The following is a 16,586-nucleotide window of genomic DNA, read 5'->3' on the forward strand; positions in this document are numbered from 1 at the left end:
CCGGGTGTTGACCGGGTGCATGTCCGTTTCGCATTCTCTTTCCCTCACCGAGACGCAGGCCGGGCTCGGCGAACGGACCCGTGGGGTTGCCCGGGGTGTCCCGGCGGAGAGCGCGTCTCGCCGGCCGCATGGGAAGATCTCGAGGACGCCCTGACTCTCGTGAGGATGGAGCGGCGCACCGGGCCACCTATCCCGCACCGCGAGGCGCGCCGCGTGCTGATCGAGGCCGCTGGGAGGAGTGAGTGACCAGACGGGTCCGGTCAGCGGCAGCTCTCGCTGCGGCACCAGGCGATCTCAGAAGCGGCCCTCGCGGCGTCGGTCATCGCCGCCCCCACCATGACCCCTGAACTCGGGGCCTGATCGACTACATCCGGGGCGGCCCGTATTCACGACTGGGTCCGCCGCCAAGCCACCAGCGCCCGTCCCAGTTCCTCGCCGTAAGTCAGCTCCGCCACGGTGGGTGTGCGGGCCCGTCGACACAGAGTGCGCAGCACATCTCCGAAGGGCTCCTCGCGCAAGGTCATGGCGGTGTCGCCCGCACCCTTCAGGTCACCCCGGAGTACCTTCCCGTGCCAGACCGGCAGCAGATCCCGGCACAGCCGGTACATGCGGACGCGGCCACGTCTCAGCGTCTCCCGGTTGAGATCGAAGACCGTGATCGACTTCCAGCCCTTCGCCGTCAGACCGTCGTACTTCCCCGACGCGGGCAGCAGCGTCAGGTGGTCGGCCGGATCGTCGACGCTGGGATCCAGCAGCAGGCACTCCCCGGTTTCCTCGTCACAGGGGTACGCCTCCCGCTTCGCGTTGCTGTTGCAGAACGAGCAGGCCAGCAAGTGGTTCAGCCAGTCGAAGGTACGCAGTGGTGCCAGCGCCTTGGGCTGGAAATGGTCGATGTCGGTGCCCTGGCTGTCGAGGCAGTACATGCAGCGTTGGATGGCTGGAGCCATGAGGTGGAGCAGGACGCGTATCTCGCGTTTGGCCGCGCGGCTGCTGTCCCACACGGAGTCCGCTGCAGCGCTGTCAGCCCCCTTCTTCACGACCCGGTCGGTGGCGCTCGTGAGCAGCTCCAGTAACTCCCGTGGGGCAGGCGGACGTGCCACCGGGATCACTGGGCGCCTCCGAACCTCGCCGCCACCTCGTCCACCCGTGCCGACAGGGAGCTGGTGAGCAGATCGGTCAGTTCCCGGTATTCACGCAGCTCCGCTTCGTCGGCCTCGTCGCGGAACACCTTCCGCTCCAGTTGTACGAGCCTGCCGCGTTGCTTCTCGGCCTCGTCCGAATACGGCGTCTCCAGGCCGAACAGCTCGGACAGCACCGCGTCGTCGCCGCTTCCGAACACGACACGTCGGTACAGCGCCTCATCGACGACCTCGGGGCCACGCTGCTCCTCCGGCCCCGGCAGTCGGATCAGCCCGCCCGGATCGGCTGCCTGACAGATGTACGGGCTGTGGCTGGTGACGATGAACTGGATTCGCGGGAAGTGTGTGCGCAGCCAACGGCCTATCCGCCGCTGCCAGGTGACGTGGAGGTGGGCGTCCACCTCGTCGATGATCACGACCCCGGGCATCCCGACCACGTACCGACCGTTGTGGTCCGTCATCGTGTTCAGTGTTCCGTACGCGTTCTGCAGTTGTCGCACGATGTCCAGGACAAGGGAGGCGACGGTACGGAAGCCGTCGCTCATCTCCCTCAGCGGGTAGGCTCGTTCGGTGTTCCCGGCCGGGGCCACCCACAGCCCGTCGGAGTTCACCCGCAGGGCACGGTAGCCGTCCGGCAGCAGCCCGTCGGAGAGCAACTCCATGACCGAGTCCAGCAGCTTGGTGGCGTCCTGCTCCTCCTCCAGGCTCCGCAGCCGCAGCTCCTTGAGCCAGGCGACCCCCTCGGCCAGCGACGCGTCCTCATGGAAGAGGGAGGCCATGCGTCCGGCGGGGCCGGGCGCCAGCATCAGCCGCTGCGCCTCGCCACTACCGCCCACCAGGCGCCGGAACGGCCCGTAGGCGGCACAGAACCAGCCCTGGGGGTTGTTGGCCCAGGGGCCCCGGGCGGCACCTCTCTGGTCGTCCTCCTCGCCGCCGTACCGGGAGAGCTGCGGCTGTGCTGGTGGCCCGTGGCGCGGCCTGTCGGGAGGGTCCTCGGGAACCGTCCAGTCGAGCCCGAGGGCGATCGGTCCGTCCAGGGTCTGATCGCGTCCGGTGAACCGGTCGACGGAACGGTCGGGTAGGACGTCTACCCGCGCCCACGCCGACCGCTCGGCGGTGGTGATCCAGCCGCTGAAGTCCTGCACGAGAGTACGGGCCACCTGGGGACCGGCGATGGCGAGCGCGAGGGCGCGCAGCAGGGTGGACTTGCCCGAGCCGTTGCGCCCGGCGAGCACGGTCCAGCTTCCGCCGTCTCGGGGTACGGGCAGAGGCAGCCGCTCCACGGCACGCGCGCCGGTGAAGCCTCTGACGTTCGAGAAGCCGATTCCGGATACGTACACCTGTCCTCCCCCTTTCGCCGTTGTGTGCTGGGCGTGGTCAGCCTCTCATGAGGGACTGACGTGAGGGAGGGGCGGTGATCTCAGCTTTCGGCGGGCTTTAGGTGGGTGACGAACGCAGTCCAGGCGAGGGCGTGGACGACGAGGGCGGGAGCGTGGGGCCGCTTGCTGTCGCGGATGGGGACGAGGGCGGGGTGGTTGTCGGCCACTTCCACGCAGTTGCCGCCGTCGGCGTTGCTGTAGCTCGACTTCCGCCAGGCCGCGCCGCTCAGGTCGGGTCGGGAGGTTCGCATGATGCGCAGGCCTCCAGGATGGTTCGGATCAGTGCCACGGAGTCCCGTGGAGAGAGCGCCGAGTCTCGAAACAGATCGTAGGACAGGCGCAGGCGTTCGACTTCATCCAGAGCAGAGTGAGCGAGGCACCGAGCAGATCCTGTAGCCCGGCGGAGAAAGGCAACACCTGAAGCGTGACGTTCGGGAGCTTGGTCGTTTCCAGGAGACGCTCCAACTGCCGCTGCCACGGAGCGGCTTCCCGCAGGGGCCGACGGAGCACGGACTCGTCGAGCACCGCACGGAACTGGACGGGATCCTCGCTGTACAGCAGCCGCTGGCGGCTCATGCGGTTGGTGACCTGCTCCTCCAACTCGTCCTCGTCCTTCGGCCGCGCGGTGAACAGTTGCTCCCGGGCGTACTCGTCCGTCTGCAACAGACCGGGGACCGTGGACGAGGCGTACTCGTACCGCATGGTCGCCTTCTTCTCCAGATCCATGAAGTGCTTGTATCTGTCCTTGACGACGTCGTCCCTTGCCAACTCCCAAAGCTCGCCGAGGTGTTCACCCGTCCCGTACACCTTGTCCAGTGCCGCCATGACCTCCGGCGAGCCCAGCTTGACTCCGCTCTCCAGCCTGTGCAGGTACGTGCGGTCGTACGTCGTCTCGCCCGCGAGATCACTCAACGACTTGCCGGACCGCTCGCGCAGCCGGGCGAGTTCCTTGGCCAGCACTTGCCGCGCTGACCCGTTGTGACGGCCGTCGCGGCCCGGGTTGGACTTGCGTGGTGGCTTCGCCGGAGCCCCCTGTTGTCCTGACGTGCGGGCCTACGCCGCTCCACTACCGACAGTAGTCCGCGTCGCGTCACGCTGGAGCGGCATTCGACAACTCCACGTAACGAAAGGAAGGTTCACGTGAGTGCTCCAAACATCGCCAGGGGATGGCGAGTTGACCGTATCCCCGCCAAGTGCGTGACGACGACCGAGGAGGGCGTACGGCTCCCGCTCTGGCTGCTGTACGACGGCGAGCACAAGGCTGACACCGTGTTCCGCCTCAGCCCGTCCGAGGCGGAACAACTGCACGCCGAGCTGTGCTATGCGTTCGGTGAGGAGGAGACTCCGGCCTGTCGGCCGGCTCCGGCGCGCTGGCCCTGACCCCCGGCGGGGGGAGTGGGGCGGAGGGTGCTCAGGCCCACTCCTCCGCCTTCACCTCGGTCTGCTTCAGGACGCGGTCGATCGCGTCCGGTGCCTTGTCCGGCGGGTAGCCGTAGAGGCGGAGCAGGAGCTTGACCTTGCCGCGGATGCGGTCGCGGGCCTGGCCCTTGACGCGCCAGTCGACAGTGACGTCCTTGCGTACGAGTTCGCACAGCTTGTGGGCGATCTCGGAGAGGACACCCTCTCCCATCTCCAGGGCGGAGGGATTGGCGGCGACCGCGTCGTAGAAGGCCAACTCGTCCTCGGTGAGGCCGAGTTCCTCGGCACGTGCGCGGTCGGCGGAGATAGTGCGGGCCAGGTCGACGAGGAGGTCCATGACCTCGGCGGAGGTGAGGAGACCGTTGTGGTACCGGTTCATGACCTCCTGCATCTTCTCGGTGAAGGTGCGCTGGCGTACGACGTTGCCCGGGTGGGAGTCCCGGATCTCCTTCTTGATGGCGCGGCGCAGGGCCTCGATGGCGAGGTTGGGGTGACGGCTGGCCTTCATCCGGTGGATGACGTCCTCGCCGAGGTGGGACAGGTCCGGCTTGGTGAGGCCGGCGGCGTCGTAGATGTCGACCACCCCGTCGGCGGCGACGGCTTCGGCGTTGAGCTGCTCGATGAGTCGGTTGACGTCGGCCGCGGTGGCCAGGCCGTCTGAGTATCGGTCGTCGACGGTGATCTTCTCGCGAGAGGTACGGACGGCCGCGTAGAACCGGATGTCGGGCAGCAGGTCCTGGACGTCCGGGTGCGTGGCACAGAGTGAGAACGAGCGGGACAGTAGGCGGCCGAAATGCATGAACCGCTGTAGACGAGTGGGTTTGCCGGGCTCCAGGTCCGGCTCGGCCTCCTCAAGGAATTCGAGGACGTCGTACAGGGCTTCCTTGTAGCCGTGGCTGTCCAGGGTCGCGCGCCATGGGCAGTGCCGCAGCACGTCCCCGATCCGCTGGTGCATCCGCCGTACGGACACGCACGCCTCTTCGATGGGGGCGCCGATGGTCTGGTTCTCCTGGTCGGGTGCCGAGTACTCGCCGAGGGCGGCGGTGATGTCCTGGGCGACTCCGAGAAAGTCGACGACCAGACCGGAGGGCTTCTCGCCCCAGGTGCGGTTGACCCGGGCGATGGCCTGCATGAGGGCCGCGCCACGCATACGGCGGTCCAGGTAGAGGGTGTGAAGAGGCGGAGCGTCGAAGCCGGTCAGCCACAGGGACTGGACGATGACGAGTTCGAGCTCGTCGTCCTGTTCTTTGTCCACGACGCGCTTCTGAATGCGCTTGAGCTGGGCGGGGGTACGGACGTAGTCGGCGACTTCTGCGTTGTCATGTCCGGCGTTTCCGGTGAAGACGACGCGGATCTTGCCGGTGTCGTCGGGGTACAGTCCACTCTTCTTGTCGCGCTCGCCGACCCACTCCGGGCGGCGACGGGCCAGGGCGTTGAAAAGGCGGGCGGCGATCGCGCGCGAGGAGCAGACGATCATTCCCTTGCCGGGCCTGCCGGTGAGCTTGATCATCTCGCGACGGCGTACGTCCCAGTGATTGAGGACGGTGGCGGCCAGTTCCTCTATCCGCTCGTGGGCGCCGATGAGGTCCTCGAAGGAGGCGAACCGGCGCCGGGCGCGAGCCTGTTCGGCGTCGGAGAGCCCCTCGACGAGTCCCTCGGCCTGGGCGTCGAGGTCATCGAGATCGACGTCCTCCGGGAGGCTGACCTTCAGTTTGACCTTGTGGAGGATCGCCTCGTAGTAGACGGGGACGGTCGCCCCGTCGTCGACGGCCTGCGTCAGGTCGTACGTGTGGATGGTCGGGCCGAAGACCGCCTCGGTGTTGCCGGTGACGTTGTCAATGGGCGTACCGGTGAAGGCGAGGAAGGTGGCGTTGGGGAGCGCGTCCCGCAGGTGCCGGGCGAAGCCGTCCTCGAAGTCGTAGTGGCTGCGGTGGGCTTCGTCGACGACGACGATGATGTCGCGGCGCGTGGAGATGACGGGGTGACGGGCGCCGGCTTCCCGCTCGGCCTTGCTGATACGGAACTTCTGAAGCGTGCTGAAGACGACACCGCCGCCGCTCTCGTTTCGGGTGAGAAGCTCCTTGAGCTGCTTGGAGTTCTCGGCCTTCTCCGGTTCGCCGACGATTCGGTGCAGGCTGTGGCTCTTGGCGAAGGTGGTGAAAAGCTGGCCGTCGAGGTCGATCCGGTCAGTGAGCAACACGATCGTCGGGTTCGACAGCTCAGGTGTGCCAGCCACCTTCCCGGTGTAGAAGAGCATCTCCTCGCTCTTGCCCGCGCCCTGTGTGTGCCAGACGACACCTGCCCTGCCGTCGGTGGCGACGGCGGACTCGGTCGCGGCGACGGCCTCGCGCACGGCGAAGTACTGGTGAGCCTTTGCGAGTTTGACGGTGTCGACGTCGCCGCCGGTGCCTTCGGCGGAGTAGGAGAGGTAGGACCCGATGAGGTCAAGGAACCGGCCCGGTTCGAGCGGACCTTGAATCATCCGCTCCAGTGCGCGCCCGTCCCGCCACTCGCTCTTCCGGAGGAGGGTTCCGTCCTCGTCGGCGTGCCAGGGAGCCATGTGCTGCCAGGGCGTGAAGGGGGTGCCGAGACGGGCGGTTATCCCGTCGGATGCGACGGAGAGGAGAAGGGTCCGGAAGACGCCGTCGGGCCTCAGCTCGCGTCGGTAGTTCTGGATCTGGTCGTAGGCCTTGCGGGCGTCGTCCGGGCCGCTGGCCTTCTTCAACTCGATGACGGCCAGGGGGAGTCCGTTGACGTACAGGACGATGTCGAAGACGAACTCCCGCTCGCGAATGCCTTTGACGCGCACCTGGGATGCGGCGACCAGGTCGTTGCCGTGAGGGTTGGCGAAGTCAACGACTCGGACGGTCTCGTGCTTCTCGGTTTCGGTGAGGGCGTCTTTGTACGAGACCTTCACGGCGTCGAAGGTGAGCCGCCTGTAGAAAAGCCAGTTCTGGCGGATGTCGGAGCCGGGGGGCGGCTTGAGCAGCTCGTCGATGGCCGCGGTGACAGCGGGTTCGGGCAGGTGCGGGTAGCGAGTGGCGATTGCGGTACGCAGGCGGGGGTAGAGAACGAGGTCGTCCCACGCCTTGCGCTGCCCGTGAGCGGGGCCGAGGTCCTTCCCATCGATGTGCAGCCAGCCGAATTCTCCGAGTTGGTCCAGGGCGATGTGCTCCCAGTCCTTTTCGGAGAAGGTGAGGGCTTCGGCGTGGGTGGCGGCGGCTTCGGGGGACGGGGTTGTGGGGTCGAGGTCCACGTTGGCTATCTCCGAAGTGGTTCCGTCTCTTTCGGAGCCGGTGCTGCCGGGCTGCCCACTTTCGGTTGTCATACGACTGCCTCCACGGTGCTTTCGACGTCCTTGATACGGAGCTTTCCTGTTACTAGCTGGGGGAGGAGGGTGTCCCGGAGCTTTTCAAGGGTTCGAATTTCGTCCAGCCGTGCACGGGCTGCGTGCTCAAGTGCGGTTAGGGAGTCGGCCAAGTCTCCTGAGAGATCTCCGCTCGGCAGCGTGACTACCAGTTGGCCAAGTTTGATGCGGCTCAGTTCCGTCTGGCCGGTACTGCCTTCGCCCATGGCTTCGATCCTGGGTTGAGCAGCGAAGAGGGCATATGCGCCGATGATAGGGGCTACCACGCCGAAGTCGAACCGCACGATCGTGACATGTGAGTCGACGGTCGCGTCGATATCATGATCCCATCGTCCCACCCGGCCAAGAGTTCCCACGCCTGTGGAGTTGACCAATACGTCACCGTAGCTCAGTAGGCGATCTCCTCGGACTTGGGTGGGCGCGGTGTGCCGGGCCCTTTCCAGGTCGATGCGCCCGCGCCGTACGCACTTCTGGTTGACGACTACCATTCCGCTTTTGGGGTCGGTGTATTTTGGGGCACCGCCACGCATCAGCCCAGTCGTGATTTCCGTGAGCCGCGTTAGCTGGTGGTTGGGGCCCTCCACATGGGCACGGAACATAGATTTGCCCAGTTCGCGGGTTGTGCTGATGATGCGCTCATTGGCCGCGATCTTGTCGTCTAGGGCGCCGAGAATCTCAGCGATGGCTTGCTGTTCTGCTCTTGGGGGAGTGAGGATCTGCAGTTTTCGAGCCGACCCGATATTGAAGTGCTGTTGTACAGCGCCGACTGTGTGTGCAGCGACAAAGGAGCCCGCGGTAGCGTTGATCGCGTAGCAGAGGAAGCGCGGATTCACGTGCTCACCTGGTCGGGCAATGATGATGTCAGAACAATTTGCTGGGCCCAGTTCCTTTGGGATGAGTGCGGCAGATCCAGGCGTTCCGGTGCGTACGATGACAATGTCATTGGCGCGCAGCTGTGATTTTTTCAGGCGCTGATGGAAGGACTCTCGCGTGAACACTAGATCTGAGAGATCCAGGCGTCCCGGCTTAACGTTCTTGGAACGGAGGAAAGGAACCCCTCGGGAAACGTATTCGCTTGTCATCGAGCTAACATGGCCAACGGTGATGGTTGAGCATAGATCGGACAGATGGCGACGCTGCCAGGTGTGCATTACAGCCTCCCCAACTGCCCACGCACGGCAGCATCCAGTCGTCCCGATTCCTCAAATAGCCCGAACAACTCCTTGGCCAGCCGAGCCACTCTCTCCTCCACGGGCTCCGCATCCGGATCTTCCTCGGCCTCCGCAGTCCCCACGTACCGCCCCGGCGTCAGTACAAACTCGTGCTCTCGCAGCTCGGCCAACGGAACGCTTCGGCAGAACCCGGGCACGTCTTCGTATGTTCCGGCCCCCCTCCAGGCCCTAAAGGTTCCTGCAACTTTTTCGATCTCGGCGGCGAGCAATTTCTTGACTGTGCGACTTCCCTCTTCAAGTTCGCTCATCTTGGAGGCGTCAATGAAGAGCACCTCGCCCTTCCGCCCCCGAACCCATTTGGAGTGCCGCCCCTTGCCCTCTGCGAGGAACCACAGACACGCAGGAATCTGCGTGGATCGGAACAACTGCCCAGGCAACGCCACCATGCAAGCGACCACGTCGTCCTCGACCATCGCCCGCCGGATGTCCCCCTCGCCACCCGACTTGCTGCTCATCGAGCCGTTCGCCAGGACGATTCCCGCCCGCCCTCCGGGCGCGAACTTGCTCACCATGTGCTGGATCCACGCGAAGTTGGCGTTGCCGACCGGCGGAGTTCCGTACACCCACCTGTCGTCTAGACCCAGCAACTCCCCACCCCAGTCCGAGATGTTGAATGGCGGATTGGCAAGAACCACGTCCGCTTTCAGGTCCCCGTGCTGGTCGTTGCGGAAGGAGTCGGCCGGTTCCTCGCCCAAGTCCACCTCGATGCCGTGGATCGCGAGGTTCATGTGGGCCAGACGCCACGTCGTGAGGTTCCGCTCCTGGCCGTACACCGCCACGTTCACACGGTCGCCGCCATGCGTCTCCACGAACTTCTCGGCCTGCACGAACATGCCGCCCGACCCGCATGCGGGGTCGAAGACGCGCTCGCTCTCCGCCGGTTCGAGCATCTCCACGAGCAGCTTCACCACGCTCGGCGGAGTGAAGTACTCACCGCCCTTGCGCCCCTCCTGAAGGGCGAATTGCGCGAGGAAGTACTCGTACACCTCACCCATCAGGTCCCGCGCCCCGACCCGTTGCCCGTCCTCGCTCACCTGCGCCTGGAAAGTGAGCCGGTCGAGCAGCTTCACCAGACCGGCCAGGGTTGTCTCATCGACCCGGCCGCTGTTGTACTGCTGCGGCAGCGTGCCCTTCTTCAGCGACGTGTTGAACTTCTCGATCGTCTCCATCGCCGTGTCGATGACCTTGCCGAGGGTGGGGTCGTCCAGCGTGCCCTTGGCCCGCTCCAGTACGACCTCCCACCGGGCGGTCGGCGGAACGTAGAAGATTCCGGCACCCGTATAGAGCTCGCGGTCCTCCAGGATCTGCGGGATTGCCCCCGCCGGTGCCTCCCCGTCGAAACCGAGGTCGGCCAGCAGCCAGCCCCCGGGGCGGAGCCCTTCTTCCAGTTGCGCCCGCTTCTCCTCCATAGCCGCTGACACGTACTTCAGGAACACCAGCCCCAGCACGAAGTGTTTGTACTCGGCGGCGTCCAGGCTTCCGCGCAGCTTGTCCGCGGACTTCCAGAGGATGGACTTCATGTCCTCCGGCTTGGCTTCCTTCTTCTTACGGGGGGGCACGGGAGTTCTCGTTTCTCTCAAGTCACTTAAGGGGACGGGCTCTGCAACTTTCCTACACACGGTGCCGATCAGCGTCGCCGCAACGCGAGGTCACCGTCAGCGACTCCCGCGGAGATACGCTCGGCCAAGTGGTCCAGTGCCTCCAACTGGCGTCGCACATCGGCGCGCAGCCGTTCTGTCTCGGTGAGGATGGCCTCCAACTCGGCGATCTCTTCGGCGGGTAGTTGAGGGAGGTCCATGTCGCGCACGCTCACCCGCCGTACGAGCGATCCGCTGCCGCGAAGCTGGTTGCGCGGCGACTGGAGGAGTTGGGCCAGGGAATGGGGGCGCATCCAGAGGGCGTCCGGACGGACGGGGTCGCCCTTGGCAACTGCCACCAGGTGATCGCGATACGCCGCGATCCGCAGTCCCTGCACAGGGGAGAGCAGCACACAGCCTCCGGCCGGGTCCACCTGGCAACGCACTCCGTGCTCGGCGAGTACGACGACATCGCCCCGCTCCGTGATTCTGGCGGCAGAGTACGTTGAGAGAGCCTCCGGAGTGATCCGCCGCTGTCCGAGCGGCAGTTCGCCCAGCATTTCCTCGCGTCCGATGACCGGCAGGCCGGCATCCACGATGTCCGAGTCCTTAATGCGATGCCCAGTGAGGGACTTCAACTGCCCGGCCGTGAGGTGCTCGTCGAGCTTGCGGTGACGTATGGGCGTACGTCGCTTGTCGATGTCCATGGCGCCAAGCCAGTCCCGGAGCTGGGGCATGGCCGCGGCAGTAGCCCGGCGCGCGGTGACCGTTTCCTCGAAGTGGTCGACCCCGGCTTCCGGGGCGGCCAGCCGGTGAGAGGGCAGGACCGAACGCCTGTCGAGCAACTGCTCCCCACCGGGGCGTATTGACCGTAGCGGGATCGACCGTGCGTCCCGAGGGTCGGCCACGCCCTCCGAGAGTGCCAACTGCGTCACCTGACCGATCCACTTCCGTCCACCGGTCCGCTGAGCAATGCGGTCGGCGTCGATGAGGAGGGTCTGGAGGTCGGCAGGGTCGTATGTCGGCGGGCGCAGGATCAACAGCGCGAACTCGGCCCCCGTACGGAACGGGTGGATGCGGCGCGGGAGTTGGACGATCGCCTCAACGCTTCCTTGCGTCAGGAGCGAATCCCGAGCGTCGACCGTGGGCGCGGGTACAGCTCCACGGGTACGCGTCAGAGTCCAGGCTGGTACGACTGCGTAGGCGTGCCCGCCCGGGTTGAGACGGCGGACTGCTTCCTGGGCCCACCAGAGTGGTCCTCTCTCATCCCGTTCTCGCTCCCCGGAGGCGTACGGCGGAGAGGCCAGCACGATGTCGGCATTCGGGAAGCCCCACGGCTCGTCGTTCTCTCCCTGCTCCCACGTACGCAGTGTGTCGAGGTCGGAGGGTTGAGCGCATACGTCCGTGCCGCCGCCGTACATCGAGTAGCTGAGCAGTCGGTACTGCAGCAGCTTCCGGCGCAGTGGGTCCGGCTCGACCGCCACCAGTTCGCCGTGGCCGCCGAGCTTTCCGTACGGGCCGCCGTCCATACCGAGGAGAAGCTCTCCGAGCCCCGCGCACAGGCTGATGGTGGACCGCTCGTCCGGACCGCCTTCGTTCGGCCCGATGAGAGAGGCCACCAGAGAGACGATCTCCTTGGGAACCGTATCCATGACGAGGTCGGATTCGAGTCGCTTGGCGAGTTCGACATCTTCGTCGATGCCAAGCAAGGCGTCTGCGGCCTTGCCCGGCGAACCGATCTCATGCACCAGGGAAGAGACGGCCCGACGGACGCCAGGGTCTGCCGCGTCGCAGTCGGTTTGCAGGTCTTCGGGCAGGCATTCGGGAACAAGGTCTCGACCTTCCGCCTCCATGGCGATGACGGCCAGTGCCTGCGCGACGAGCGTCTCCGCCGAGCCCAAACGATGCTTGAGCGCCACCAGGCCACGCAGCTTCAGGCCTCGACGGAACCTGTCGCCGTAGGTGGGCACCTTGCCCTGCTCGTCCGGCTCAGTTTCCGGGACTGGGCGGAGATCCAGCCAGTCCGCGATCGCCAACGCGTCGAACAACGGCTTACTCTCACTGCCGCCGACCGGGGAGGGGAAGGGCTTTCGTCCGTCCTTGGCTGCGACCAGCGCGGCGGGAGCGAACCGGCGGCGCCAGTTGCTGACTGTGGGGCGCCCCACTTTGGCGAGCTCCTTGATCTCACCGAGCGTGACCGGCGCGTAGAGCGCAGGCTCCGTACTGGGAATCGCCCGCGTCATCAGACCCTCACCGGTTCCTGACCGGACAGCACGCTCGCCTTTCGGGCGAGGACGGCCGGCACCTGACTGTGCTGTCGATGAAGACTGGCCTTCTCTGGCGACACGTACTGCATGAGCCGGAGGAGGGTATCGAAGTCCTGCGCCAAGTGGCGGTGGCAGATCCGCTCGTGGTGGCCGATGCGATTGCGGAACTTGCGTACATAGTCCAGCTGTTGCTGGAGCGCGCCGCGGCGGCCCTGATAGCCGCGGAACGAGTGGCGCAGAGCTGGATTCCAGAACTGCATCTCGTAGTTGAGGCCGCGACCGGTGAGGCCGACCCAGAAGCCGAGCGTCAGCTTGGCCACCATGTCGTCCGCGGTGTACCCGGCGCCGTACTCGCGATGGAGAGCCAGCTGAGCGCTCCGTACCTGCTCGCGACCCGTTCCGGTGAGTTGGACGCGTGGAGAGTCCCACCAGTCGGTGCGGCTGTACCGTCCACTCAGCTTGGCGTGGAACGAGTTCCGCATGGCAACCTCGAAGTCACGCAGAACGCCGAGGAAGGCGCGGGAGATCTCACCGTCCCAGCAGTACAGGCGCAACGCCATGCTCAAGTCGCCGCCGCACTCGTCGAGGAACGGCTGGAACCGCTCCACCGAGATCGCGTCGACGATCCGCTTGGCCTCGTCCTCTGTCACCGCTGACCCTCCCCTGAATGAAAGCTTCCGTGTTAGCCTCGGCTACGTGCGCCCCGGAGTACTGTCACTGCATTGCACACAGCCCGGGGCACAGCTATGTCCGGAGCCTCGCGATGGGCGGCGGATAGCTGCTGTGCCGGTGACCTGACTGCGGTCTCACTTTCAACCCTGATTACCTTAGGCCTTGGTGTCTCTTTATGCAATATCGAGCCTGAGAACCCGGCTTCTCAGTAACCGCATGATTATGAGAATGGCCAGTCTCGGCTCCTCAATACCAATGGGGGTAGCCATTGAGGACAGAAACTGACCTCAATGGCCCGTAGCTTCGTCGATGTCGGGCAGGGGGACGGGCTCCCTGCCGGCACCGGCGAAAGGCGACGGTCATGGTCACTCACGTACCCGCAGAGGCGCAGGGCGACGAGCGCGGGGCGCTGCTCGCGTTCATCGAGGAGCAGCGGGGCGGTATCCGGCGGGCGCTGCTCGGGCTGACCGAGGAGCAGGCCGCGAGCAGGCCGAGCGCCAGCGAACTCTCCCTCTCCGGGCTGCTGAAGCATGCCGCCGAGGTCGAGCAGGGCTGGATCGCGCGGGCGAAGCAGGAGCCGCCGGCGATCAAGCGCGACGAGACCAACTGGCACGAGACGTTCCAACTGGTCGACGGCGAGAGTGTCGAGTCCCAGCTCGCGTACTGGGAGAAGGTCGCCGCCGAGACCGAGGCCTACATCCGCTCGGTGCCCAGCCTCGACGACACCTTCCCGCTCCCGAACGACCCCTGGTTCCCGCCGGAGGGCCGTGTCTCCGTGCGCTGGCTCTGTCTGCACCTGATCCGAGAGACCGCCCGGCACGCCGGCCACGCCGACATCATCCGCGAGTCCCTCGACGGCGCCACCGCCTTCGAGCTGGTCGCGAAGGAGCAGGGCGCGAGCTGGGGCTGATCTCCCGGGTTCTACGCTGAACCCATGTCAGCGATCCGTCTCCTCGTGCTCGGCGCGGTCCGCCAGCACGGGCGGGCCCACGGCTACCAGGTGCGCAACGACCTGGAGTACTGGGGCGCGCACGAGTGGTCCAACGCCAAGCCGGGCTCGATCTACCACGCCCTCAAGCAACTGGCCAAGCAGGGCCTGCTGCACGCCCACGAGGTCGCGCCGTCCACCGTGGGCGGGCCGCCGCGCACGGAGTACGAGATCACCGACCCGGGCACCGAGGAGTTCTTCCGGCTGCTGCGCGCGGCGCTGACGTCGTACGACCAGCAGATGGACGTCAAGTCCGCCGCCATCGGCTTCCTCGTCGAACTGCCGAGGGCCGAGGCGGTGGCCCTGCTCAAGGAGCGCACCCGGGGCATCGACCAGTGGCGCGCCTCCGTCACCGAGCACTACATCCCCGAGGACGGTCCCGAACAGCTGGGCCACATCGGCGAGATCATGAACCTCTGGATCCACACGGCCGATGCCGAGGCCGCGTGGACCCAGGGGCTGATCGCGCGCATCGAGGGCGGGGCGTACACGTTCGCGGGGGAGGGTGAACCGTTCGTCGGCGTCCTGGCGGACGGTGTGGAGAACCCGTACGCGACGGGGGAGCGGCATCCCGGGGACGCTCGCTAATCAAGTTTGACTAACGCGATCGACGGCGTTATCTTCGACGTCTTCGGGTTGGTAGTCAAACTTGATTAGTGAAGGGGTGCTCCGTGGCCGACGCGGCGATCACCGTCGAGGACGCGCACAAGACGTACGGCGGCAAGAAGGCCAAGGACGCGAAGAAGGACGCGAAGAAGGCAACGGGTGTCAAGAAGGCGCTCGACGGGCTCGACCTCCAAGTCGCGCGCGGCACCGTGCACGGGGTGCTCGGGCCCAACGGCGCGGGCAAGACCACCCTGGTCCGTATCCTGTCCACCCTGCTGCGGCCCGACGCCGGACGCGTCGAGGTGGCCGGGCACGACGTGCTGACCGAGGCCCGCGCGGTCCGCCTCCGCATCGGTCTGCTCGGTCAACACGCCGCTCTGGATGAGGAGTTGGGCGGCCGGCAGAACCTGGAGATGTTCGCCCGCCTCCACCACCTCGGCGTCCGCCACGCACGCGTGCGCGCCGACGAACTCCTGGAGCGCTTCGGCCTCGCCGACACCGGCCGCAAACCCGTCCGCGCCTACAGCGGAGGCATGCGCCGCCGCCTCGACCTCGCCGCCTCGCTCGTCACCGCCCCGGAGGTCCTCTTCCTGGACGAGCCGACGACCGGCCTGGACCCGCGCGGCCGGGCCGAGGTGTGGGCTGCGGTCCGCTCCCTGGTCGGCGGCGGTACGACGGTCCTGCTCACCACCCAGTACCTGGAGGAGGCCGACCAACTCGCCCACCGGGTGTCGGTGGTTGACCGGGGCCGGGTCATCGCCGACGGCACCCCGGACGAGCTGAAGTCCCGCACCGGCGGCGACCGTATCGACGTCGTCCTGCGTGACGCGGGGCAACTGGGCGCCGCCGTAGCGCTGTTGCCGCTTCCCGCGGCCGACATCCGGGTCGATGCCGACCGGCGGTTGCTCAGTGCGCCGGTCGTCGATCGGATGACGGCGCTCTCCGTCGTTGTGCGGGCGTTGGAGGAGGGCGGGATCGATGCCGAGGACGTGGCGCTGCGGCGGCCGACCCTGGACGAGGTGTTCCTGCATCTCACGGGAGCGGAAGGCGACGCCCGTACGCACGTGAAGGAGGCCGTGTGAACGCCCATGCCCTGAGCGATTCCTGGACCATGACCCGGCGTGAACTCGCCCACTGGGTGCGGCAGCCCGTGCGGGTGGTGGTGAGTCTTGTCTTCCCGGTGATGTTGCTGTTGATGTTCGGCTATCTCATCGGCGGTGGCCGGGCGGTCGAGGGAGCCTACGTCGACTACCTGGTTCCCGGGATGTTCGCGCTGACCATGGCCTTCGGGCTGGAGGGCACGATGCTCGCCGTCACGCAGGATCTCAACAAGGGGGTGATCGACCGGTTTCGGTCCATGCCGATGGCGGATGGGGCGGTGCTGGTGGGGCGTTCGGCCGCCGACATGCTGCAGTCGGCGATCGGGCTGGTCGTGTTGATCGGGGTCGGGCTGGGGCTCGGCTGGCGTCCGCATGCCGGGCCTGGTGAATTCCTGGGTGCTGTGGGCCTGTTGCTGCTTTTTCGGTTCGCCATGTTGTGGGTCGGGATCCAACTGGCGCTGGTGGCGGGGCGGCCGGAGTTGGTGCAGGCCGTGCAGATCCTCGTGTGGCCGGTCGGGTTCCTGTCCAACGCGCTTGCCACGCCTGCCGCCATGCCTGACTGGCTGGGCACGGTTGTGCAGTGGAACCCGATGTCCCAGACCGCGACGGCCGTACGCGATCTGTTTGGCGGGCCCGGCGGCGAAACGGGGCATGTGTGGGCGGCTGTGGCTTGGCCGCTGGGGCTGTTGGTGGTGTTCATTCCGCTTGCGGTGCGGCGGTTCCGGGGGCTTGGGGGGTGAGTCGGCGGTCGGCGGTGTGCGGGTGGTTCGCCCTTGGTTCGGTGGTGGGTCGGGGCCGCGCCGGGGGGTGTCCGTCCTCGGAACGGCGCGGAATCGGGTG

Annotated in this window: 14 protein-coding genes; 5 read left to right on the forward strand and 9 right to left on the reverse strand. The window is 66.6% G+C overall.

Features of this window, described 5'->3' with window-relative positions:
- Nucleotides 1–386: 386 nt before the first annotated feature.
- From ACIQBL_RS24110 to ACIQBL_RS24125, 4 genes are all read right to left on the reverse strand, one after another.
- Complete coding sequence (locus tag ACIQBL_RS24110; protein ID WP_401944902.1) at nucleotides 387–1,100, reverse strand: HNH endonuclease; 714 nt, start codon at nucleotides 1,098–1,100, stop codon at nucleotides 387–389.
- 5 nt (nucleotides 1,101–1,105) lie between these two features.
- A complete protein-coding gene (locus ACIQBL_RS24115; protein WP_401944904.1) occupies nucleotides 1,106–2,479 on the reverse strand; it encodes an AAA family ATPase in 1,374 nt (457 codons plus the stop codon).
- Nucleotides 2,480–2,559: 80 nt separating this feature from the next.
- A complete protein-coding gene (locus ACIQBL_RS24120; protein ID WP_401944906.1) occupies nucleotides 2,560–2,769 on the reverse strand; it encodes a DUF397 domain-containing protein in 210 nt (69 codons plus the stop codon).
- 28 nt (nucleotides 2,770–2,797) lie between these two features.
- The gene (locus ACIQBL_RS24125) at nucleotides 2,798–3,478 is read right to left on the reverse strand and encodes a helix-turn-helix domain-containing protein (protein ID WP_401944908.1); all 681 of its coding nucleotides are present in this window, start codon (nucleotides 3,476–3,478) and stop codon (nucleotides 2,798–2,800) included.
- Nucleotides 3,479–3,658: 180 nt separating this feature from the next.
- Between ACIQBL_RS24125 and ACIQBL_RS24130 the strand changes: the two genes are divergently transcribed.
- Nucleotides 3,659–3,898 (forward strand): hypothetical protein, encoded by a 240-nt coding sequence (locus ACIQBL_RS24130; protein WP_401944910.1) that lies wholly within the window; start codon nucleotides 3,659–3,661, stop codon nucleotides 3,896–3,898.
- A 31-nt stretch (nucleotides 3,899–3,929) separates the two neighbouring features.
- Here the strand turns inward: ACIQBL_RS24130 and ACIQBL_RS24135 are convergent, their stop codons facing one another.
- The 5 genes from ACIQBL_RS24135 to ACIQBL_RS24155 all read right to left on the reverse strand — a co-directional run bounded on the left by ACIQBL_RS24135 (nucleotide 3,930) and on the right by ACIQBL_RS24155 (nucleotide 13,030).
- Nucleotides 3,930–7,265, reverse strand: coding sequence for a type I restriction endonuclease subunit R (locus tag ACIQBL_RS24135; protein WP_401944912.1), 3,336 nt, complete (start codon nucleotides 7,263–7,265; stop codon nucleotides 3,930–3,932).
- On the reverse strand, nucleotides 7,262–8,455 hold the full coding sequence (locus ACIQBL_RS24140; RefSeq protein WP_401944914.1) for a restriction endonuclease subunit S: 1,194 nt from the start codon (nucleotides 8,453–8,455) through the stop codon (nucleotides 7,262–7,264). Before ACIQBL_RS24140 ends, ACIQBL_RS24135 begins: the two co-directional genes overlap by 4 nt.
- Nucleotides 8,455–10,095: a type I restriction-modification system subunit M gene (locus ACIQBL_RS24145; RefSeq protein WP_401944915.1), complete on the reverse strand. Its 1,641-nt coding sequence runs from the start codon at nucleotides 10,093–10,095 to the stop codon at nucleotides 8,455–8,457. The genes ACIQBL_RS24140 and ACIQBL_RS24145 overlap by 1 nt, the downstream gene beginning before the upstream one ends.
- A gap of 68 nt (nucleotides 10,096–10,163) precedes the next feature.
- A complete protein-coding gene (locus ACIQBL_RS24150; protein ID WP_401944917.1) occupies nucleotides 10,164–12,356 on the reverse strand; it encodes a hypothetical protein in 2,193 nt (730 codons plus the stop codon).
- Nucleotides 12,356–13,030, reverse strand: a complete 675-nt coding sequence (locus tag ACIQBL_RS24155; RefSeq protein ID WP_401944919.1) for a hypothetical protein — start codon at nucleotides 13,028–13,030, stop codon at nucleotides 12,356–12,358. The genes ACIQBL_RS24150 and ACIQBL_RS24155 overlap by 1 nt, the downstream gene beginning before the upstream one ends.
- Before the next feature lie 383 nt (nucleotides 13,031–13,413).
- Between ACIQBL_RS24155 and ACIQBL_RS24160 the strand changes: the two genes are divergently transcribed.
- From ACIQBL_RS24160 to ACIQBL_RS24175, 4 genes are all read left to right on the forward strand, one after another.
- Entirely contained in the window at nucleotides 13,414–13,962 is a 549-nt protein-coding gene (locus tag ACIQBL_RS24160) for a DinB family protein (protein ID WP_401944920.1), read from the forward strand.
- 24 nt (nucleotides 13,963–13,986) lie between these two features.
- Entirely contained in the window at nucleotides 13,987–14,628 is a 642-nt protein-coding gene (locus tag ACIQBL_RS24165) for a PadR family transcriptional regulator (protein WP_401944922.1), read from the forward strand.
- Between the two features lie 83 nt (nucleotides 14,629–14,711).
- Nucleotides 14,712–15,728: an ATP-binding cassette domain-containing protein gene (locus ACIQBL_RS24170; protein ID WP_401944924.1), complete on the forward strand. Its 1,017-nt coding sequence runs from the start codon at nucleotides 14,712–14,714 to the stop codon at nucleotides 15,726–15,728.
- Between the two features lie 29 nt (nucleotides 15,729–15,757).
- Nucleotides 15,758–16,486, forward strand: coding sequence for an ABC transporter permease (locus ACIQBL_RS24175; protein WP_401945074.1), 729 nt, complete (start codon nucleotides 15,758–15,760; stop codon nucleotides 16,484–16,486).
- The last annotated feature ends 100 nt before the right edge of the window (nucleotides 16,487–16,586 follow it).

The organism is Streptomyces sp. NPDC088350, from assembly GCF_044753545.1.
GTDB lineage: Bacteria > Actinomycetota > Actinomycetes > Streptomycetales > Streptomycetaceae > Streptomyces.

Coding starts and splice junctions, on each gene's coding strand:
- ACIQBL_RS24135 (WP_401944912.1), bottom strand. CDS start 7,265: ATGACAACCGAAAGTGGGCAGCCCGGCAGCACCGGCTCCGAAAGAGAC.
- ACIQBL_RS24150 (WP_401944917.1), bottom strand. CDS start 12,356: ATGACGCGGGCGATTCCCAGTACGGAGCCTGCGCTCTACGCGCCGGTC.
- ACIQBL_RS24175 (WP_401945074.1), top strand. CDS start 15,758: ATGACCCGGCGTGAACTCGCCCACTGGGTGCGGCAGCCCGTGCGGGTG.
- ACIQBL_RS24165 (WP_401944922.1), top strand. CDS start 13,987: ATGTCAGCGATCCGTCTCCTCGTGCTCGGCGCGGTCCGCCAGCACGGG.
- ACIQBL_RS24140 (WP_401944914.1), bottom strand. CDS start 8,455: ATGCACACCTGGCAGCGTCGCCATCTGTCCGATCTATGCTCAACCATC.
- ACIQBL_RS24160 (WP_401944920.1), top strand. CDS start 13,414: ATGGTCACTCACGTACCCGCAGAGGCGCAGGGCGACGAGCGCGGGGCG.
- ACIQBL_RS24120 (WP_401944906.1), bottom strand. CDS start 2,769: ATGCGAACCTCCCGACCCGACCTGAGCGGCGCGGCCTGGCGGAAGTCG.